Origin of the sequence: Caballeronia grimmiae (assembly GCF_022879615.1) — a bacterium.
Classification (GTDB): Bacteria; Pseudomonadota; Gammaproteobacteria; order Burkholderiales; family Burkholderiaceae; genus Caballeronia; species Caballeronia grimmiae.
This window is the reverse complement of sequence record NZ_CP084271.1, coordinates 2390562-2410542: the sequence shown is the minus strand read 5'-3', so window position 1 is coordinate 2410542 and position 19981 is coordinate 2390562. Positions and strand designations below refer to the sequence as shown.

Below are 19981 nucleotides of genomic sequence, written 5' to 3'. Positions count from 1 at the left end.
ACGCGCTTCGCGAGCCGCGTCGACAGGCGGCTCGCATTCAATTTGAAAACCGTTCGCCTTCGCCCGCTTCGATGCAGGCGAACGGCGGCGCACGCCCTTGCCTGACGCAAACGCGACCGAGACACGATATGAAGCAGCCCGGCGACACCCTGAATCAATTCGCACACAAGACCCCGAAAGCCGGCACGCCGCTTTCGAAGGCGACGGTCCGCCGCATCGTCTTTTCGTCGTCGGTCGGCAATGCGCTCGAATGGTTCGACTTCCTCGTTTATGGATACTTCGCCGCGACCATCGCGAAGGCGTTCTTTCCGTCGCACGACGAGTGGCTCTCGACGATGCTCGCCATCGGCACGTTCGGGATCTCGTTCCTCATGCGTCCGCTCGGCGCGATTGTCCTCGGCATCTATGGCGATCGAAAAGGCCGCAAGGCCGCGCTGACGCTCGCCATCCTCATGATGACGATTGGCACGCTGACGATGGCCGTGATGCCTTCGTACCAGCACATCGGCCTGGCCGCGCCGCTGTTGATCCTGCTCGCGCGGCTCATTCAGGGCTTCGCGGTCGGCGGGGAGTTCGGCAGCGCCACCGCGTTCATGGTCGAACACAGCGCGACGCGGCGCGGCTATTACGCGAGCTGGCAGTTTGCAAGCCAGGGCCTCGCGGCGATCATGGCGGCGGCGTTCGGTTCTGTCCTGACGGCGTGGCTGCCTCAGCCGCAACTGGAGAGCTGGGGCTGGCGCATTCCGTTCGTGTTCGGCCTGCTGATCGGGCCGGTCGGGTATTACATCCGCTCGCATCTGGATGAAACGCCTGAGTTTCTCGCCACGCGTCCTGCGAACAACGCGGCGGCGCCGGGCGTCTCGTTCTCGAATCAATGGGTCAATCTGCTGCTTGCCGTCGGCATCGTGGCGCAATCGACCGTCGGCGTGTATGTGCTGCAGCTCTACATGCCGATGTACGCAGTCAAGCAACTGCATCTGCCCGCGACGGCGTCGTTTGCGGTCGTCGTGCTGAACGGCACGCTGCAGTTCATCTTCTCGCCGCTCATGGGCGCGCTGTCCGACAGGATCGGGCGCATTCGCATCATGCTCGGCACGTCGATCGTGATGGGGCTCGCCATCTATCCGATGTTCGCGTGGCTTCAGGCGTCGCCGACCGTGATGTCGCTCGTCGTGCTGCAGGCGGCGGCGGGCATCCTGAAAGCGGCTTATTCCGGACCGATGCCCGCGCTGATGTCCGAAATCTTCCCGACGCGCGTGCGCTCCACGGGGTTGTCGATCGGCTATGCGCTCGGCGTGACGCTGTTCGGAGGCTTCGCGCCGACCATCGTCGAAGGCTTCATCCACGTGACCGGCGACAAACTCGCGCCGAGCTATTATGTGCTTCTGGCGGCGGCGCTGTCCGGGGTATCGCTCGCGATTGTGGCGTGGCGTATGCGCGGCGGCGCGAGGCGGGCCGCCTGACGTTCTTCATCGGCAATGATGTTCAGCGACACAAGGCGGCCCCGGCCGCCTTTTATTTTGCGCGACAGATATCAACGGCACGGTTCATGCTCTGCCTGCCCCGGCCTCGCTCGTTGTCAAAAGCACGTCAAGACTGGTAGAAATTTGACGCACGGCAAGACACGAGCGGAACCGCGCCGCGCGCGGCGGGTCTGTCCCCCATGTCTGCAAACTCATTGCAGGACGGCTAAGATGCAAAAGCACAGCCGCTAACTTTTGATAGAGGACGCTCGGACTGAACGTTCGCGGCGTCGCCTGAACCCTGGCCGTCGTTGATCGGCCGGTGGCGCGTTCAGTTCAGCCAGGAGCGCGATACATGCACACAGACAGCACCCACGTCATGCCGTGGCGAATCGAAGACATCGATCTCAGCCGGATCGACCGTCAGAAAGCGGCATCGAACGAACATCTTCTCCTGTTGCTCTGCGCCTGCTCTTTCATCGAGAGCGGGACGGATCTCTACACGAGCAATCTGAGCACCTATTTCAAGGACGATCCCGAAGTCTCGGCTTGGCTGAACAGGGAATGGGAGCCGGAGGAAATGCAGCACGGCCGGGCTCTCAAGACGTACATCAATCACGTCTGGCCGGAGTTCGACTGGGACACGGCTTTCAAGAACTTCTTCGCCGAATATTCGCTGACCTGCTCGTACGAACAGTTCGAGAAGAAGCGCGCGCTGGAAATGGTGGCGCGCTGCGTCATCGAAACCGGCACGGCCACGCTTTATCGGGCAATCAACGAATGTTCCGACGAGCCGGTGCTGAAGGAAATCACCGATCACATCCGCACGGACGAGGTGCGGCACTACAAGCATTTTTTCCGCTTCTTCAAGAAGTGGAACAAGATCGAAGGCAATAGCCGCGTGGCCGTGCTCGGCGCGCTCATTCGCCGCGTGATGGAACTGAAGAGCGAAGATTCGGAGATCGCGCTGCGCCACGTCTTCGCTGTCCGATACCCCGAGCGCGTCAAGGATTCGAGCTATAACCGTGAACTGTTCGCGAGCGTCAATGCACTGGTGCGGCGCAATTTGTCGGCGGATCAGTGCATCAAGATGCTGCTGAAGCCGCTCGATCTGCCGGCGCGCATTCAGCCGGGCGTGCATTATCCGCTCGCCAAGATCACGCAGTTCTTCTTTCGCTGAGCCGAAGCGATGTCGGACGAGGCGTCACGCTCTGCGCAAACTGCCTTTGATGAGTGGCCGCCCGAGTTGCGCGCGCTCTTCGACGGCACGCTCAGGAGTGCTCCGCACGGCTTCACGGTGTCGCTTTGCGCCGTCGATGGCGCCGGCCGCATTCGCACCGCGCTGCTGAGCGCAGGCGAGTTGCTGGCGCCGGACGCGCGGACGCTGTGCTTTGCGCTGTGGCCGTCGTCGCGTACCGCGCAGGCGATCGCTTCGAGCGCACGCGCGACGTTGACTTTCGTTTTCGACGAAGCGTTCTATCAAGTGCAACTGGACGCACGGCGCGTCGCGCTGGACGGCGTGCCGCTTGCCTGTTTTGTCGGCTCGATTGAAAGCGGAGAGATTCAGCGCGTGAATTACGCGCGGCTGACGGGTGGCATCACGTTCGAATTGGATGATGCCGACAGTGTGCGCGCCCGTTGGCGGGAGCAGATCGAGTGGTTGACGCGGGCGGCGAGCGCCGCCGCGTGAATTGCTGTAACGGCCGGACGTCCGGCGGTTAGTGCCGGTTTGCTGCGCCGTGTACGTAGCCGCATCTGCAACCTTCCACGATCAAGCAAAAACAAAACGAGCCGCCACACGGCGGCTCGCCCGAACCTTGACGGTTTAGCGCCCGCGATCGCCCGAACGCATGCCATCGCGCCGGCCGCCGCCGTTGTCCTTACGCGGCTTGCCGCCGAGCAGCGCGCCGGGGTTACCGGCTTTGGCGCGAGGATTCGGCGCATGGCCCACAGTCGCGGCTTCAGCGCGACGCGGCGCGGGCTTCGCATTGCCGCCGCCGTTGCCCGGCTTGCCCGCCGTTGCCGGCTTGTTGGCGCTGCGTGCATCGCGCGGCGCGCGGTTCTCGCGCTGTCCCTGACCGCCCGCACCGCCGCCGTTTGCCGGCTTCGCGTCACGGCCCTGTCCCTGCGATGCCCCATTACCGCGCCCGCCATCACGCCGTTCGCCATCGCGCGGTGCGCCGCGTCCCTGGCTGCGGCGCTGGATCGGCTCCGGCTTCGCGTTCGGATCGGGCTCGAAGCCCGGAATCACTTCCTGCGGAATCGGACGCTTGATGAGGCGTTCAATATCCTTCAGCAGTTGCAGTTCATCGACACACACGAGCGACACCGCTTCGCCGTCCGCGCCCGCGCGCCCCGTGCGGCCGATACGGTGCACGTAGTCTTCCGGCACGTTCGGCAGATCGAAGTTGACGACGTGCGGCAACTGATCGATGTCGATGCCCCGCGCGGCGATATCCGTCGCGACGAGCACCTGCAGTGTCTCCGCCTTGAACTCGGCGAGCGCACGCGTGCGCGCCGACTGGCTCTTGTTGCCGTGAATGGCGAGCGCGCTGATGCCGTCCTTCGTCAATTGCTCGGCGAGACGATTCGCACCGTGCTTCGTGCGCGTGAAGACAAGCACCTGAAACCAGTCATTCTGGCGGATCAGATGCGTGAGCATTTCGCGCTTGCGCTCGCGATCGACCGGATAAATCTTCTGCTCGATGCGCTCGGCCGTCGTATTGCGGCGCGCGACTTCGATCAGCGCGGGCGAATCGAGCAGGCTGTCGGCCAGCGCCTTGATTTCGTCCGAGAAGGTGGCCGAGAACAACAGGTTCTGGCGCTTCTGCGGCAGACGCGCGAGCACGCGCTTGATGTCATGGATGAAGCCCATGTCGAGCATGCGGTCGGCTTCGTCCAGCACGAGAATTTCGAGCTGCGAAACGTCTATGGTCTTCTGCTGCATGTGATCGAGCAGACGGCCCGGCGTCGCCACGACGATATCCACGCCACGGCGCAGCGCATCGATCTGCGGATTGATGCCGACGCCGCCGAACATCACGGTCGAGCGCAGCTTCAAATATTTGCCGTATGCACGCACGCTTTCTTCGACCTGCGCGGCGAGTTCGCGCGTCGGCGTGAGGATCAGCGCGCGCACCGGGCGCTTTGCGCCGCCCTGAGCGGGGGCGAGTTGCGAGAGGCGTTGCAGGATCGGCAGCGTAAAGCCCGCCGTCTTGCCGGTGCCGGTTTGCGCGCCCGCAAGCAGATCGCCGCCTTTGAGCACGGCTGGAATGGCCTGAAGCTGAATGGGGGTGGGAGTGGTATAGCCTAATTCGTTGACAGCGCGAAGGAGGGGCTCTGACAGTCCGAGTGAATCAAAAGACATATAGGGTGTTCAAATCGTTATGGCGAACGGCGCGCACGCGATACATTGCAGCGGCGAACGGAGGTTCGGCCGGCTGAGCGCGTGTGCGACGCTCGGGAAAATCGGGCGGCAGGCCATGATTTGCGGTCATCGACCGCACTGGCAGTGCCGCATGCTTCGACGCGCTATCAAGACACGCCGGCTGGCTGGAAGTTGCATCGCAATCGTTGCGATGCGTGATATACGCCGATTCAGGATTCACGCGACATAGCGCGCGACGCTCACGAACTGGCACAGACTGCCCGCCAGCACGAACAGATGCCAGATACCGTGGCCGTGCCGGATGCGCTCGTCGTTGATGAAAAACCAGATTCCGGCGGTATAAATGACGCCGCCCGCCACCAGCCATGCGGTGCCCGCGGCCGGCAGCGTCGTCACGAGCGGATGAACGGCTACGAGCGCGAGCCAGCCCATCAACACGTAGAGCACCATCGAAACGCTGCGGGTTCTTCGCCCGAGCGTGAGTTCCTGCGTGATGCCGAGGACAGCAAGTCCCCAGCTCACACCGAATAGCGACCAGCCCCAGGGGCCACGCAAGGTCACCAGTGTATACGGTGTGTAACTGCCGGCGATCAGCAAATAAATAGCCGAGTGATCGCACTTCTGCAGGATCGCTTTCAGCCGCGGCGAGCGCGTGCAGTGATACCACGTCGAGATAAGGTAGAGCACGCAGAGCATCGCCCCGTACACGGCGAAGCTCACGACCTTGTATGCGTCGCCCTCGAGCGCGCCCATCGTCACGAGGGTCACGAGTCCCGCTATCGACAAGACCGCGCCGATCAGATGGCTGATGCTGTTGAAACGTTCCCCTGCATGCATGACCGATCCACCAAAAAACAAAGGGCGCAGCCCCGATATAAGGCCGCGCCCTGTACGTATTGTACGCTGTCTAGCGAAGATGTCAGTCGAGCGGCGCCGAACGCAGGTTGCTGACCTGTTGCGGCGACACCGGCGTGCCGTGGTTGCCCCACGACATACGGATGTACGTCACGACTGCCGCGACTTCCGTATCCGACAGCGACTGCGCGAACGGCGGCATGCCGTGCGGCATCGGATTGCCTTCCGTGCTCGGCGGATAGCCGCCGTTGAGCGTCATGCGGATCGGGTTGACGGCCGACGGCATCTGGATCGACTGATTGTTCGCGAGCGGCGGGTAAGCCGGCGGCTTGCCGAGACCATTCTCCGCGTGGCACTTCGCGCAGTTCTCGGTGTACACCTTCTTGCCCATCGTGAGCAGTTCGCCGCCGAACTTCTCGGAGGTTTCGAGCTGCAGCGGTTCCGGCGCTTCCTTCTTCTGCGGGATCGACTTGAGATACGTCGACATCGCGTTGATGTCCGCGTCGGTCATGTACTGCAGGCTGTTGTGAACCACTTCCGCCATCGGGCCGAACACCGCGCCGCGCTGCGACACGCCGGTCTTCAACAGATCGTTGATGTCCTTGATGTCCCAGTCGCCGAGGCCGGCTTCCTTGTTCGACGTCAGCGACGGCGCATACCAGTTCTGCAGCGGGATCAGGCCGCCGGCAAACGCCGCCGAATTGACCGGGCCGCCCATCGCGTTGATCGACGTGTGGCACATGCCGCAGTGACCCAGACCTTCGACCAGATACGCGCCGCGGTTCCATTCGACTGACTTGGTCGGATCCGGCTTGTACTCGCCTTCCGAGAAGAACAGCGTGCGCCAGCCGATCAGCAGGTTGCGGTTGTTGAACGGGAAGCGCAGTTCATGCGGACGGCTCGGCTCGGAAACCGGCGGAACCGAGCGCAGGTAGGCGTAGATCGCGTCGGAGTCGGCGCGCGTAACCTTCGTGTAGCTCGTGAACGGGAAGCCCGGATAGAGCAGGCTGCCGTCCTTCGAGCGGCCGGTGTGCATCGCGCGATAGAAGTCGTCGGCGGTCCACTTGCCGATGCCGTACTTGTCGTCCGGCGTGATGTTCGGCGTGAACATCGTGCCGAACGGGGTGGCCATCGGCAGGCCGCCCGCGAACTGCTTGCCGCCGCGAACCGTGTGGCAGGCGATACAGTCGCCGGCGCGGGCCAGATACTCGCCTTGCTTGACGAGCGCGGCCTTGTCGCCTGGCGTCGCCGCGATGGCGCCGCCCGAGTGGAGATTGTCGCCGCCCGACCAGAGGACGGCGCCGGCTGCGACGGCTGCCACCACGACAGCCGAGGAGAGTGCGAACAGGGACTTGCGTTTCATTGTGTTGTCGCTCCAGACGCCTTATTGCGGTTCGCTGCCGCACGTGAGCGGCATCTTCAACGAGCCAGCGGGCGCGGGCACCGGGTTGGCGGGTGCGGTTTGCGTGGAGAGCCAGGCGGCGACGGCGGTCACGTCGTCGTCGGACAGGCGCGTGGCGATTTGCTGCATGCAGTCAGGCGCCTTCGCGTGACGCGTGCCGGACTTCCATGCGCCGACCTGCGCGCTGATGTAGTCAGAGTGCAGGCCGACCAGACCGGGGATGGCGGGCTGCATGCCCGTCAGGCCCTTGCCGTGACACGCCGCGCACGCGGGAATGTTCTTCGATGCATCGCCGTTCAGCACGAGCTGCGAGCCGCGCGCGAGCGTGCTCGCCGACACGTTCGTCTTGGCGGGCGGCGGATACGGCGGACGCTGCTGCGAGAAGTAAGTCGCGATCTGATGAAGGTAGTCGTCCGAGAGATACGTGACGAGGTAGTTCATCGGCGGGTATTTGCGCCGGCCTTCGCGGAAATTCTGGAGCTGGTTGTAGAGATAATCGGCGGGCTTGCCGGCAAGACGCGGGAAATAGTCATTGTCCGTGCCTTCGCCGTGAACACCGTGACATGCGGTGCAGCCTTGCACGCGCGCTGCCATCGTGTCGGGCGCGATCGGCTGGCTTTGCGCCTGGGCTTGCGCTTGACCCGCGCTGAGAACGCCAGCGCTGCCGATCATTGCCAGAGCGAGCAGCGGACGAAAAATGCGTCTTGAAAACACGCGACACTCCATGAAATTCGGGGACCTGCCGAGCTTCGTGCGGCTCGGTGCGAAGGTGGCGAACCACGGCCACGCGTACGGTGGCGGAGGGTGGCGGACCACGGCCATAGCGGCTCGACGAGCCTCTGATGCGACGCGGAATTCTATCATCGTTGCCTGATGGTGACTATTTGACACAACTTTTCGGGCGTGCTGCGGCGAAATCGCGACAATATGCCGCGCGACAGACAAGAACTTTGACATTGCGTTGAATCGTTATTTATCGACAAGAGTTGGACGCGTGACTTGCCGCTTGCTCACCGCTCGCTTGTCGAGGAGCTTAGGAAGCCGCGCGTCGACGTTCAAGGCGCATCGGTTTTCAGGGGCCGCTGTGTTGCGCACGCCGGTCGTTTAGACTGCGCGAGCCCTCATCCAAAAATCGCTCGATGACTCGCCCGCATCCCCACTCAGCAATTCGCGTTCGCGCCGCTTCATGAGCATCGATTCGCTCTGGCTGCTTCAAGTCTTTTTCGCCGCGCTCGCCGATCTCGCGTTCGCGTCGGCGCTCGGCGCATTGCTGCTTCGCGTTTGGCTCGGCCGCGAACGTGCGTTTGCGTCGATGTCGCCCGCGCGGCGTGGATATCGGCGCGCGTTGCGAATGAGCATCGTGTCGGCGCTCGTCTTCGTCGCGTGCATTATCGCTTCGCTGTGGCTGCAATCCGCCGCCATGAGCGGCTCGCCGATCCTCGACGCCGGCGCGTCGCTATGGCTCGTCGCGACGGCGACGCATGCGGGCGTCGGCTGGGCGGTGGCGTGCGCCGGCGGCGTGTTGCTTGCACTCGCCTCCGGAACGGGCAAAGCGTTCGGCGCGGGCCGTGTCGCGGCGGCCGTGCTCGGCGCGATCGTCGCGGCGGCGGGTAAGGCCGCAGTCGGTCATGCCGCCGACGCCGGCGCGTTCTCGATTGCCGAAGGCGTGCAGACGCTGCATCTGCTTGCAACGGGCGTGTGGGGCGGCGTGGTGATCGCGGGCGCGGCAGTGTTGCCGGCGCTCGATACGTCCGTGGCGCGGGCTTCGCTGATGCGCATCGTGTCGCGCATGTCACACGCGGCGGCGATCGCGGTGGCGCTCGTCATCGCAACGGGCGTGTTCAATGCATGGCGCGGAACGGGCGGATCGGCCGACGTGCTGACGGGCAGCGGCTGGGGCAGGGCGTTGCTGTTGAAGAGCGCGCTGATCGCATGCGCGCTGATGTTGGGCGCGCTTAGTCGATGGTCCGCGTTACCGCGCTTGCAACGCACGGCATCGACGACGGACGCGCATACGGTCATCAACGTGATGCGCGTTGAAGCCGTGCTGATGGTGATGGTGTTCGTGACGGCGTCGGTGCTCTCACATAGCGTGCCGGGCTTCGCGTCGTGACATTACGCGCAGCGTGTCATTCATAGCCGAGCCGATGACTCACGATCGGCGCGCAAAACAGCGCCAGCGCGCAGCCAGCCACTTTGCCTTGCAGCTCGACGAAGGCCTGCCCGGAACTCGCGGCCAACAGCACGTCGAGCAATTGCGGCAGGCAGAATACGACCGACAGCACAATGAACGCGCGCGTCACCGCCGATATCCGCCATCCATGCTGCGCCCCGAGCACCGCCGCGACGACCCGCGCCACGCCGAACATGACGAGCGCGCCGACAGCAAGCTGCGCGCGCACGTATTCGTCGGGAAGGGAGTGCCACATGATCGTTCTCGTTTTCGGAAAGACGTTTTCGAACGCTAGTGTGCAAGAACCTCGCCCGTGCAGTATGTACGAGAAAGCGCAGACCCGCTACGGCCCGCGCCGGCCTGATGCCGATCAGAACGTATGCTCGGGACCGGGAAAACTGCCGTCCCTGACCGCGTGCACGTAGGCTTCGACGGCGGCGAAAATGCTCGGCTGGCCTTGCATGAAATCTTTCACGAAGCGCGGACGCTTGCCGTGAAAAACGCCCAGCATGTCGTGCAGCACCAGCACCTGACCCGAACAATCGATGCCCGCGCCAATCCCGATCGTCGGGATCGCGAGCTTCGCGGTGACATCGCGTGCGAGCAGCGTCGGCACCGCTTCGATCACGAGCAACTGCGCGCCCGCATCTTGCAGCGCCAGGGCGTCGCGCCGCATCTGTTCGGCGGCGGCATCCGTCTTGCCTTGTACCTTGAAGCCGCCGAACGCATGCACGGATTGCGGCGTGAGTCCCACGTGGCCGCATACCGGAATCGAGCGCTCGACGAGAAAGCGCACGGTTTCCGCGAGCCATTCGCCGCCTTCGATCTTCACCATCTGCGCACCGGCGCGCATCAGCTTGACGGCGTTGGCATACGTCTCCTCGCGCGATCCGATGGTGCCGAACGGCATGTCCGCGACGATCAGCGCGCTCTTGTTGCCGCGCGCCACCGATGCCGTGTGATACGCAATGTCGTCGAGCGTGACGGGCAGCGTCGTGCTGTGCCCTTGCAGCACGTTGCCGAGCGAATCGCCGATCAGCATCACGTCGACGCCCGCGCGATCCAGCAGCGCGGCGAAGCTCGCGTCGTAACACGTCAGCATGACGATGCGTTCGCCCGCCTCGCGCATGGCTTGCAGCTTCGGGACGGTGATCGTCGAGCGGCTCGTTTCCTGCAGATACGTCATGATTTTTTCGCTGAAGATGGCGCGAGACATCGAGCCGAAGCTCAGACCGACACGCCTTTGACAAAGAATTCCTTGCGCCCGCGCATGGTCTCGATGCGCTCGACGAGGAGCGCGAGATCCTCGTCCGACGCGACCGGGTTCAGATGCTCGGCGTTGACCGTGAGCAGCGGCGTCGCGTCATAGTGATAGAAGAAGTCGTTATAGGCATCGGTGAGCGCGCGCAGATACGAATCGGAGATTTGCAGCTCCATCGGCAGCGCGCGCTTCTGGATGCGCGAGAACAGCACTTCGGGACTGGCCTGCAAGTACACGACCAGATCCGGCGCGGGCGCGCTCGCGCCGATGCGCGAAGCGATGTCGCCGTACAACTGGAACTCGTCGTCGGGCAGCGTGAGGCGCGCAAAGAGATCGCTTTTCTGCGTGATGAAGTCCGCGATCATCGGCGTATTGTGCGTGAGCATCTCCGCGACTTCGCGCGTTTGCGCCACGCGTTGCAGCGCGAAGCTGAGTTGCGTCGAAAGTGCATGCCGCGTGGTGTCGCGATAGAAGCGCTCCAGGAAAGGATTGTCCTGCGGGCGCTCGAACAGCGTGCGCATCGACCAGCGTTCGGCGAGCAGCGTCGCGAGCGTGGTCTTGCCGACGCCAATCGGCCCTTCGATCGCAATGTAACGGTGCGGCGGCCGCAGTTGCGGCGCGGTCACGGTGAGTGGCGGAACGCTCATCGGCAAATGGTCTTGTTGTTGGGGGCGGGAGAAGCGCCGAACGCGAGGCACTGACACGTCGCGACTCTTTCGATGCGTTGATCGGCGACCGCCGCGACGAACGCATCGGCGCGGCCGCGCTGCGGAATGATGAGATCGGGTTCGAGCTCGACGAGCGGCACCAGCACGAAAGCGCGCTCCGTCATGCGCGGATGCGGCACCACGAGATCCATCTCGTCGATGCTCGACGCGCCGTACAGCAGGATATCGAGATCGAGCGTGCGCGGCGCGTTGCGATACGGCCGCTCGCGCCCGAACTGTTCCTCGATGGCGTGACACAGACGCAGGAGCGCGCGAGCGGGAAGCGTCGTTTCGAGCTTGACGACGCAATTGAAGTAATCGTCGCCGGAAGAATCGATCGGCGCGGTGCGGTACAGGCTTGATTTCGCGAGCACGGTGATCGTGTGCTGCTGCGCGAGACACACGACTGCGTCTTTCAAGGTCTGGCGCGCATCGCCGAGATTCGCTCCGAGGCCCAGATATGCAATCGTCATGGCGGTCGTCCTACGGGTAGGTCTTGGGCGATAAGCCGGTGAGACCCAGGCACGCTGCCCGGGTGCAAACCTTCAGCCGCTACTGTAGCGAAAACCGGCTTTATTCGTTGTCTGAGCCTTCGCCCCTTCCGCCGTTTCTTCTTTCTGCGCTGGTTTGTTCGGCGCCGCTCACAGGCGACGCTTGCGACTCGGTCGCGACGCCCAGTTCAGAGGCTTCGCCCGTCTTGCGCTTCGCATTGCTGCGACGGCGGCGCTTCTTGGGCGCGTTGTGGTCCTTGCCGCCTTGCGCCAGCAGCGTTTCGCGCTGAGCGTGGTCGCTTTCGATGAAGTCGGTCCACCATTGTCCGACTTCGGCATCCAGTTCGCCCGACTCGCAACGCAGCAGCAAGAAATCATAACCCGCCCTGAATCGCGGGTGTTCCAGCAGCTTCAGCGCGCTGCGGCCGCGCTTTTCCAGCCGATGCTGCAAGCCCCAGATTTCGCGCATGTCGGCGGAATAGCGCTTGTGGATGGCGAGCTTCTCGGTCTGCATTTCGAGCACGTCGTCCATCGCGCGATGCAGCGCCGGCACCGGAAATTCGCCCGCGCCGGTGTACTTCTGCCAGCGCGTCTGCACGTCGTGCCACAGCAGTGTCGCGAAGAGGAAACTCGGCGACACGGGCTTGCCGGCGCGCACGCGCTCGTCGGTGCTGGTGAGTGCGAGCGTGACGAACTTCTCGCCATGCGGCTGTTCGAGCACGACATCGAGCAAGGGCAATACGCCGTGATGCAAGCCTTCCTGACGCAAGCGCGTAAGGCACGCGAGCGCGTGGCCCGACAGCAGCAGCTTCAGCATTTCGTCGAAGAGACGCGCGGCCGGCACGTTGTCCATCAGGTCCGCGAGTTCCTTGATCGGCGCGCGCGTGGCTTCGTCGATCTCGAAGCCGAGCTTCGCCGCAAAGCGCACGACGCGCAGCATTCGCACCGGATCTTCGCGATAGCGCGTGGCCGGGTCGCCGATCATGCGCAAGAGGCGCGCGCGGATATCGGCCATGCCGTCGTGATAATCCAGCACGGTTTGCGTGGCCGGATCGTAGTACATCGCGTTGATCGTGAAGTCGCGGCGCGTGGCGTCTTCGTGCTGCTCGCCCCAGACGTTGTCGCGCAGCACGCGGCCGGACGCATCGACGGCGTGCGTGCGCATGTCGAGCTCGCCGCGCCGGTAGCGCCGCGGCGGTTCAGCGGCAGGCGCGGGCGGCGGGGTATCGACGAGCGCGCGGAACGTCGATGTTTCGATGATTTCCTGCCCGAACTGCACGTGCACGATCTGAAAGCGCCGCCCGATGATGCGCGCGCGCCGGAAGAGCCGCTGCACTTCGTCGGGCGTGGCGTCGGTGGCGACGTCGAAATCCTTCGGCGCGACGCCGAGCAGCAGATCGCGCACCGCGCCGCCGACGATGAACGCGCGATGCCCCGCTTGCTGCAGGCCATCGGTGACGCGCATCGCGTTCTTCGAGATCAGCGACTGGTCGATGCCGTGAATCTCCGACGAAAGGATCACCGGGACGCTCGGATCGCGCTTCACTGGCGCGGCGGCTTTCTTGCGCGGAACGCGCACGGTCTTGCGGGCGGACTTCGTTTCGGCCTGTGCGGTTGCCGTGTCGTTCGAAGCGCTTTCCTGGGATTCGGCGCTCTCTTGTCCGAACAGCTTGCGGATGAGTTTTTTAATCACGTGTATCGAAGAGGTTCAGGATGCGCCAGCCTTTGGCTTGCGCGTGTGCGCGCAAGGTGTCGTCGGGATTGGTCGCGACCGGGTCGGTGACGCGCTCGAGAAGCGGGATGTCGTTGTGCGAGTCGCTATAGAAATAGCTGCGCTTGAAGTCGCCGATCGTCTTGCCGAGCGACGCGAGCCATTCCTCGACGCGCACGATCTTGCCTTCGCGATAGCTCGGCGTCCCGCGCGGCCGGCCGGTGAACGCGCCGTGCGGGTGATCGTCGACGGTTTCGACTTCGCACGCGATCAGTGTTTCGATGCCGAACGCTTCCGCGATGGGCGCCGTGATGAACGCATTCGTCGCGGTGACGAGACAGCAGAGATCGCCGTTGTCCTGGTGCTCGCGCACGAGCGTGACCGCGGCGGGCACGATGCGCGGATTGATGATCTCGTGCATGAACTGCGCGTGCCAGTCGGCGAGCTGCTCGCGGGAATACTTCGACAGCGGCGCGAGCATCGCATGCAGATACGCGTTGATGTCGAGCACGCCGGCCTTGTAATCGGCGTAGAAGGCGTCGTTCTGACGCGCGAATTCGGTCGGATCGACGATGCCCAGTTTTACCATGAAGCGGCCCCATTCGTGGTCGCTGTCGGTGGGCAGGAGCGTGTGATCGAGATCAAAAAGGGCGAGGTTCATGGGGACGCATTCTACTTGAAGCGGCTGCCCGCGTTGTCGGGCGCGGCGCAGGCGGAGCCGGGATCGTCCGTTTCGTGCGATTCCAGCGGCGCGACGGCGGCAAGCGGCGGCACCGGCCCGGTTTGCGCGAGCATCGTGCGCAGGAGCGATCGCGTGACCGCGCGTTTCTGTTCGAGCGAGAAGCGGTCGAGGTCGTCGAACAGCGCCATCAGGCTCGGCATGTCGCGCCGGAAATGCGTGAGCAGATAGGCGGGAACGTCTTCCGCCAGCACGATGCCGCGCTCGTGGGCTGCGTGCTTCAGCACGGCCGCCTTCGCCTCGTCGGTCAGCGGCATCAGATGGAAGACGAGTCCCCAGCCGAGGCGCGTGCGCAAGTCTTCGCGCACGCCGAGCGTGATCGGCGCGGCGTTTCCGGCGGCGACGAGCGCGCTTGTCGGATGCGCCCGGCATTCGTTGAAGAGATTGAACAGCGCGATTTGCTGCGGGGCGGAGAGGCGGTCGCAATCGTCGACGGCGTACAGCGCCACTTCGGGATCGAAGCCGAATGCGTTGAGCGCGCTTTGCGGGCTCAGGTAGCGCGCGCGGCCGCTCGCTTCATGGACGAGCGCATGCAGAAGATGACTGCGCCCGCTGCCCGGCTCGCCCCACAGATAGAACGAGCGGTCCGCGACCGGGCCGGCCGCGAGTGCGCCTTCGAGTCCGCGCAGCCGCGTGACCAGTTCGTGGTTGCCGGCGGCGAAGAAATTATCGAAGGTGGCGGGCGGCGGGGTGCCGAGGTCGAGCGTCAGTTGGCGTTGCACGGGGAATGGATGTCGTCGGGCTGCATCGAAGAGCTGCGTTTTCTCGAGAAAGCGCGGGCGCGTGGGCCGATTCGCGCGACGCCTGTTGCTGCCGTCGATTGCGCGCTCAGGTGCGGCGCTTACTGCTGCGGCCGCAATCTCGAAAAGGGTGCAGTCGCGCTGCGGGAAAACCAGCCGGCCGACCGTCGCCGGTTCATCATCGGGTAAAATCGCATTTTACCGACCTTCTTGCGCTCCCCCCATGAATCAACCGAAATCCGCCTCGAATCCTGCCGATTCGACTCAAGGTTTGTCGTACCGCGACGCGGGCGTCGACATCGACGCGGGCGACGCGCTCGTCGACCGCATCAAGCCGTTTGCCAAGAAGACCTTGCGCGAGGGCGTGCTGGGCGGCATCGGCGGATTCGGCGCGCTGTTCGAATTGCCGAAGAAGTTCAAGGAGCCGGTGCTGGTGTCGGGCACGGACGGCGTAGGCACGAAGCTGCGTCTCGCGTTCGAGTTGAACCGTCACGACACGGTCGGCCAGGATCTGGTCGCGATGAGCGTGAACGACATTCTCGTGCAGGGCGCGGAGCCGCTCTTCTTTCTCGACTATTTCGCGTGCGGCAAGCTTGATGTCGATACCGCCGCCGACGTGGTGAAGGGCATCGCGCAGGGCTGCGAATTCGCGGGTTGCGCGCTGATTGGCGGCGAGACGGCGGAAATGCCGGGTATGTATCCGGACGGCGAGTACGACCTCGCGGGTTTCGCGGTGGGCGCGGTCGAGAAGAGCAAGATCATCGACGGCAGCACGATCGTTCCCGGCGATGTCGTGCTCGGGCTGGCGTCGAGCGGCATCCATTCGAACGGTTACTCGCTCGTGCGCAAGATCATCGAGCGCGCGAATCCCGATCTGAACGCCGATTTCGATGGCCGTTCGCTCGCCGATGCGCTGATGGCGCCGACGCGCATTTATGTGAAGCCGCTGCTTTCGGCGATGCAAAGCGTCACCGTGAAGGGGATGGCGCATATCACGGGTGGCGGGCTTGTCGAGAACATTCCGCGTGTGCTGCGCGAAGGGCTGACCGCGGAGCTGGATCATCGCGCGTGGCCGCTGCCGCCGCTGTTCGCTTGGCTGCAGAAGCACGGCGGTGTGGCGGATGCGGAGATGCATCGCGTGTTCAATTGCGGTATCGGGATGGCGGTGATCGTCGCAGCCGAGGATGCCGATGCAGCCACCGGGCTGCTTTCCGCTGCGGGAGAGCAGGTCTGGAAGATTGGGGTCGTGCGGGAAAGCGGGGCAGGGGAGGCGCAGACGGTCGTTGTTTGATTGGGCCGTTGCTTCAACCGTCACGAAGACCCTCGCTCAGTGCGAGGGTTTTTTTTCGCCTTCGTTTGGCTGCTACTTCTCGTTGCCTGCCAGGACGCGCTCGAGTTCGGGAAGCGCCGTCTGTACGGTTTCCCAGACGATGGCCAGGTTCGTATCGAAGTAGCCGTGGGTCATGCGATTACGCATGCCGCGCAGTTTCTTCCAGGGAATCGCGGGATTGTCTCGCGCATAGTCCGGGAATTCCGTTTCGATCTGAACCGCCGCTTCGCCGATGACGATCAGATTCAAAATGACCGCCTGCTGAATCATTCTGGCGTCGAGGAATTCCGTCTTCGTTATTCCAGCCACGTAGCTGCGCGCGGTTTTCGACGCATCGAGCATATGCTCGATGTAATCGGCCAGACGCAATTGCCGTTGCTTTGCATTCATACCGCGCGCGCCTCCGCGAGCACTTCATGCCTGAACTTCGGCGACAAGTCCTCGGGCGTCAAAACGTCTACCGGCACACCCAGCAGTTCTTCGAGTTCGACCTGAATTGCGCCAAGGTCGAACAGCGTGGCGCCGGGCAGCGCGTCGACCAGGATGTCGAGGTCGCTCGTTTCAGTATCCTCACCCTTGAGCGCAGACCCAAAAACGCGAACATTGCCTGCACGATTCGCGGCGACGATTCGGCGAATATCGTCACGGTGAGCTTCCAGCGCCGACGAAGGTTTGGGCATAAGCGTCCCTGGCAATAAAGCATTGGCCAATGATAGCGCTTCAGGGCTGAGAGCTACGCCCCGACGATTCCTCGCACCGCCGTGACGGCCCGCCCCGTCGCATCCCCCGCACAACAATCCACAACAATCCGCTCCGGCATCCCCCTAAGCCATGTCAACTGCCGCTTGCACAACTGACGCGTCGCAAAGATGCCCTTGTCCCGCATTTCGTCATAGCCCGTCGCACCGTCGAGATACTCCCAGGCCTGCCGATAGCCGACGCATCGCATCGACGGCATCGACAGATCCAGATCGCCGCGCGCCCGCAGGCGCTTCACTTCGTCGATGAACCCGCCCGCCAGCATCGCATCGAAGCGCGCGGCAATACGCGCGTGCAGCACCGCCCGGTCCGACGGCTCCAGCGCAATCGGCACGAAGCGATACGGCGCCTCATCGTCCACGACGCGCGGCGCGGCGAGCAGCGCGGACATCGGCTGGCCGGACAGCATGAACACTTCCAGCGCGCGCTGGATGCGCTGCGAATCGTTGGGCGCGAGCCGCGCCGCCGTTTGCGGATCGACCGATGCCAGCCGCGCGTGCAAAGCGGGCCAGCCCTCGCGCGCGGCTTCGGCGTCGAGGGCGGCGCGGGTGCCGGCATCGGCGGATGGCAGATCGTTCAGACCTTGCGTGAGCGCCTTGTAATACAACATCGTTCCGCCGACCAGCAACGGCACATGACCCCGCGCGACAATCTCGCCCGTGAGCCGCAGCGCATCGGCGCGAAACTGCGCGGCGGAGTACGAGCCGGCCGGATCGATGATGTCGATCAGATGATGCCGCGCCGCCGCGCGCTCGTCGGCAGTAGGCTTGGCGGTGCCGATATCCATCTCGCGGTAGACGAGCGCCGAATCGACACTGATGATCTCCACCGGCCGTGCCGATGCCGCCGCGAACGCCAGCGCCGCCGCGGTTTTCCCGGACGCTGTCGGGCCGAGCAGACAGGCTATCGATACGGCGCTCATTGTCCGCGCATGAAGAGGCGGTCGAGGTCCGCGAGCGTGAGCTGATACCACGTCGGGCGGCCGTGATTGCATTGGTCGGCGCGCTCGGTGGCTTCCATCTGGCGCAAGAGCGCGTTCATTTCGTCGAGCGTGAGCCGGCGATTCGCCCGCACCGCATGATGGCAGGCAAGCGTGCCGAGCAGTTCGTGCTGGCGCTCGGTCAGCACGCGCGATCCGCCGAATGCATGCAGATCGGCCAGCACCGCGCGAGCCAGCGAGGGCAGATCTGCGTCCTTCAGCAACGCAGGCACCGCGCGAATCGCGATCGATGTCGGCGACAGCACCGCGAGATCGAAGCCGAGCGCATCGAGCGTCTCGCGCTCTTCATCGACGATGCCGATTTCCACCGGATCAGCCGTCATCGATACGGGAATCAGCAACGGCTGCACCGCGATCGCGCGATCGGCCAGCGCGTGCTTGAACTGTTCGTAGAGGATGCGCTCGTGCGCCGCGTGCATGTCGACGATGATGAGTCCGCGCGCATTCTGCGCAAGCACGTAAATGCCGTGAATCTGCCCGATGGCGAAGCCGAGCGGCTGCTCGTCCGATTGCGGCAAAGCGGCGTAGGCGGGCGCGGCGTCGCTGGCCCATGCTTCGGGCGCAGCCGTCGTCGCGGCGTTCGATTCCTTGCGCCCGAAGAGCGCGTCGTAAAGCGCGAGCGGTTGCGCCACCGGCAGCGTGCCTTGCGTCATGCGCGACTGGCGCAGCCAGGTCGTGCTGTTCTCGCTTTGCGGCTGCATCGGTTGAGCATGGAATTGCGACTGCGGCGCGCTCGTCGCCGACAGCGGACGCGCGCTGAAGGATGCGACGCCGGTCGGCTGCAACTGCGCTTCATGCCCGCCCGATGTAGTCTCCGGCGACGCGCCCGCATGCCGCGCAAGCGCCCGTTGCACCGTATGGAAGACGTACTGGTGAATCGAGCGCGAGTCGCGGAAACGCACTTCGATCTTCGATGGATGCACGTTCACGTCCACCGATTCCGGCGGCAGATCGAGGAACAGCACATACGCGGGATAGCGATTGCCGTGCAGCACGTCCTCGTACGCGGCGCGCACGGCGTGCGTGAGCAGCTTGTCGCGCACGAAGCGGCCATTGACGAAGAAATACTGCTGGTCGGCGCGGCCGCGGCTTGCGGTCGGCAGGCCCGCGCATCCGTAGACGGCGAGCGGCCCGGCGCGTTCATCGAGCGGCAGATGCGACGTCTCGAACACTTCGCCCAGTATCTTCGCGACGCGCGTGCGCGGATCGCTCGCGTTCCAGTGCTCGACCGCCTTGCCGTTATGCATGACCGAAATGGCCACATCGGGACGGGCGAGCGCCATGCGGCGAATCACCTCCAGACAATGGCCCAGCTCGGTCTGTTCGCTCTTCAGGAACTTGCGGCGGGCGGGCGTGCTGAAGTACAGCTCGCGGACTTCCATCGTGGTCCCGACCGTGCCCGCAGCGGGCGAAATAGCGCCCGTTTGCGCGTCGATGCGCGTGGCGTGCGGGCAATCTTCCGTGCGGCTCGTAATGAACAACTCGGCCACCGACGCGATCGACGCGATGGCCTCGCCACGAAAACCCAGCGTGGCGACGGCTTCGAGATCGGCGAGCGAGCGGATTTTGCTCGTCGCGTGGCGCATCAGCGCGAGGGGAAGCTCGTTCGGAGGAATGCCGCAGCCGTCATCGGTGATCACGATGCGCTTCACGCCGCCTTCGTCGAGCGTGATGCGCAGCGTGCGCGCGCCGGCATCGAGCGCATTCTCCAGCAGTTCCTTGACGACCGAAGCCGGCCGCTCGACCACTTCGCCTGCCGCGATCTGGCTGATGAGCTGGTCGGGCAGCGGAGCGATGGCGCGCGAACGGGGCGCGCGATCGACGGTCAAAGCGGCTGCGAAAGCGCCGGCGGAGGGTTCGTTGGAGTCGGCCATGGCCAAATTATAACGATTCGCACCTGCCGGCCGCGCGCGCCGCTCGCCCAAACGCGCCATCGGATGGCGGCTGGATGCTCGCTTTTTA

20 protein-coding genes are annotated in these 19981 nt (G+C 64.3%); 5 read left to right on the top strand and 15 right to left on the bottom strand.

Features of this window, described 5'->3' with window-relative positions; all coding sequences use genetic code 11:
* Positions 1–128 precede the first annotated feature (128 nt).
* The 3 genes from LDZ21_RS11570 to LDZ21_RS11560 all read left to right on the top strand — a co-directional run bounded on the left by LDZ21_RS11570 (position 129) and on the right by LDZ21_RS11560 (position 3153).
* On the top strand, positions 129–1463 hold the full coding sequence (locus LDZ21_RS11570; protein ID WP_244793451.1) for an MFS transporter: 1335 nt from the start codon (positions 129–131) through the stop codon (positions 1461–1463).
* 355 nt (positions 1464–1818) lie between these two features.
* Positions 1819–2643, top strand: a complete 825-nt coding sequence (locus LDZ21_RS11565) for a ferritin-like domain-containing protein (RefSeq protein WP_244793450.1) — start codon at positions 1819–1821, stop codon at positions 2641–2643.
* Positions 2644–2652: 9 nt separating this feature from the next.
* The gene (locus tag LDZ21_RS11560) at positions 2653–3153 is read left to right on the top strand and encodes a PNPOx family protein (RefSeq protein ID WP_244793449.1); all 501 of its coding nucleotides are present in this window, start codon (positions 2653–2655) and stop codon (positions 3151–3153) included.
* Between the two features lie 135 nt (positions 3154–3288).
* On the opposite strand, the gene LDZ21_RS11555 is transcribed toward LDZ21_RS11560, so the two are convergent.
* The 4 genes from LDZ21_RS11555 to LDZ21_RS11540 form a co-directional block, all read right to left on the bottom strand.
* Entirely contained in the window at positions 3289–4830 is a 1542-nt protein-coding gene (locus tag LDZ21_RS11555) for a DEAD/DEAH box helicase (RefSeq protein ID WP_035961447.1), read from the bottom strand.
* 237 nt (positions 4831–5067) lie between these two features.
* Positions 5068–5688, bottom strand: coding sequence for a PAQR family membrane homeostasis protein TrhA (trhA, locus tag LDZ21_RS11550; RefSeq protein ID WP_035961443.1), 621 nt, complete (start codon positions 5686–5688; stop codon positions 5068–5070).
* 82 nt (positions 5689–5770) lie between these two features.
* Positions 5771–7069, bottom strand: coding sequence for a c-type cytochrome (locus LDZ21_RS11545; protein ID WP_035961436.1), 1299 nt, complete (start codon positions 7067–7069; stop codon positions 5771–5773).
* Between the two features lie 21 nt (positions 7070–7090).
* Positions 7091–7834 carry a c-type cytochrome gene (locus LDZ21_RS11540; RefSeq protein WP_244794836.1) on the bottom strand — a complete coding sequence of 248 codons (744 nt, stop codon included), beginning with the start codon at positions 7832–7834 and terminating at the stop codon, positions 7091–7093.
* A gap of 460 nt (positions 7835–8294) precedes the next feature.
* Between LDZ21_RS11540 and LDZ21_RS11535 the strand changes: the two genes are divergently transcribed.
* Positions 8295–9221, top strand: coding sequence for a CopD family protein (locus LDZ21_RS11535; RefSeq protein ID WP_244793448.1), 927 nt, complete (start codon positions 8295–8297; stop codon positions 9219–9221).
* A 16-nt stretch (positions 9222–9237) separates the two neighbouring features.
* On the opposite strand, the gene LDZ21_RS11530 is transcribed toward LDZ21_RS11535, so the two are convergent.
* From LDZ21_RS11530 to hda, 7 genes are all read right to left on the bottom strand, one after another.
* The gene (locus LDZ21_RS11530; RefSeq protein WP_244793447.1) at positions 9238–9537 is read right to left on the bottom strand and encodes a hypothetical protein; all 300 of its coding nucleotides are present in this window, start codon (positions 9535–9537) and stop codon (positions 9238–9240) included.
* Between the two features lie 114 nt (positions 9538–9651).
* The gene (gene panB / locus LDZ21_RS11525; protein ID WP_244793446.1) at positions 9652–10467 is read right to left on the bottom strand and encodes a 3-methyl-2-oxobutanoate hydroxymethyltransferase; all 816 of its coding nucleotides are present in this window, start codon (positions 10465–10467) and stop codon (positions 9652–9654) included.
* Between the two features lie 41 nt (positions 10468–10508).
* The gene (locus LDZ21_RS11520) at positions 10509–11189 is read right to left on the bottom strand and encodes a deoxynucleoside kinase (protein ID WP_244793445.1); all 681 of its coding nucleotides are present in this window, start codon (positions 11187–11189) and stop codon (positions 10509–10511) included.
* Positions 11186–11722: a 2-amino-4-hydroxy-6-hydroxymethyldihydropteridine diphosphokinase gene (gene folK, locus LDZ21_RS11515; RefSeq protein WP_244793444.1), complete on the bottom strand. Its 537-nt coding sequence runs from the start codon at positions 11720–11722 to the stop codon at positions 11186–11188. Before folK ends, LDZ21_RS11520 begins: the two co-directional genes overlap by 4 nt.
* A gap of 100 nt (positions 11723–11822) precedes the next feature.
* The gene (gene pcnB / locus LDZ21_RS11510) at positions 11823–13433 is read right to left on the bottom strand and encodes a polynucleotide adenylyltransferase PcnB (protein ID WP_244793443.1); all 1611 of its coding nucleotides are present in this window, start codon (positions 13431–13433) and stop codon (positions 11823–11825) included.
* Positions 13426–14112: a histidinol-phosphatase gene (locus tag LDZ21_RS11505; RefSeq protein WP_035961414.1), complete on the bottom strand. Its 687-nt coding sequence runs from the start codon at positions 14110–14112 to the stop codon at positions 13426–13428. Before LDZ21_RS11505 ends, pcnB begins: the two co-directional genes overlap by 8 nt.
* 11 nt (positions 14113–14123) lie before the next feature.
* Positions 14124–14912, bottom strand: coding sequence for a DnaA regulatory inactivator Hda (hda, locus tag LDZ21_RS11500; RefSeq protein ID WP_244793442.1), 789 nt, complete (start codon positions 14910–14912; stop codon positions 14124–14126).
* A gap of 241 nt (positions 14913–15153) precedes the next feature.
* Here hda and purM point away from each other — a divergent pair, with 241 nt between their 5' ends.
* Positions 15154–16221: a phosphoribosylformylglycinamidine cyclo-ligase gene (purM, locus tag LDZ21_RS11495; protein WP_035961404.1), complete on the top strand. Its 1068-nt coding sequence runs from the start codon at positions 15154–15156 to the stop codon at positions 16219–16221.
* A gap of 72 nt (positions 16222–16293) precedes the next feature.
* On the opposite strand, the gene LDZ21_RS11490 is transcribed toward purM, so the two are convergent.
* The 4 genes from LDZ21_RS11490 to mutL are packed head-to-tail and all read right to left on the bottom strand — an operon-like array spanning position 16294 to position 19893.
* Complete coding sequence (locus tag LDZ21_RS11490) at positions 16294–16650, bottom strand: HepT-like ribonuclease domain-containing protein (protein WP_244793441.1); 357 nt, start codon at positions 16648–16650, stop codon at positions 16294–16296.
* Complete coding sequence (locus LDZ21_RS11485) at positions 16647–16940, bottom strand: nucleotidyltransferase family protein (RefSeq protein WP_244793440.1); 294 nt, start codon at positions 16938–16940, stop codon at positions 16647–16649. Before LDZ21_RS11485 ends, LDZ21_RS11490 begins: the two co-directional genes overlap by 4 nt.
* 53 nt (positions 16941–16993) lie before the next feature.
* Complete coding sequence (gene miaA / locus LDZ21_RS11480) at positions 16994–17941, bottom strand: tRNA (adenosine(37)-N6)-dimethylallyltransferase MiaA (RefSeq protein ID WP_244793439.1); 948 nt, start codon at positions 17939–17941, stop codon at positions 16994–16996.
* Positions 17938–19893 (bottom strand): DNA mismatch repair endonuclease MutL, encoded by a 1956-nt coding sequence (gene mutL / locus LDZ21_RS11475; RefSeq protein WP_244793438.1) that lies wholly within the window; start codon positions 19891–19893, stop codon positions 17938–17940. The genes miaA and mutL overlap by 4 nt, the downstream gene beginning before the upstream one ends.
* Between the last annotated feature and the right edge of the window lie 88 nt (positions 19894–19981).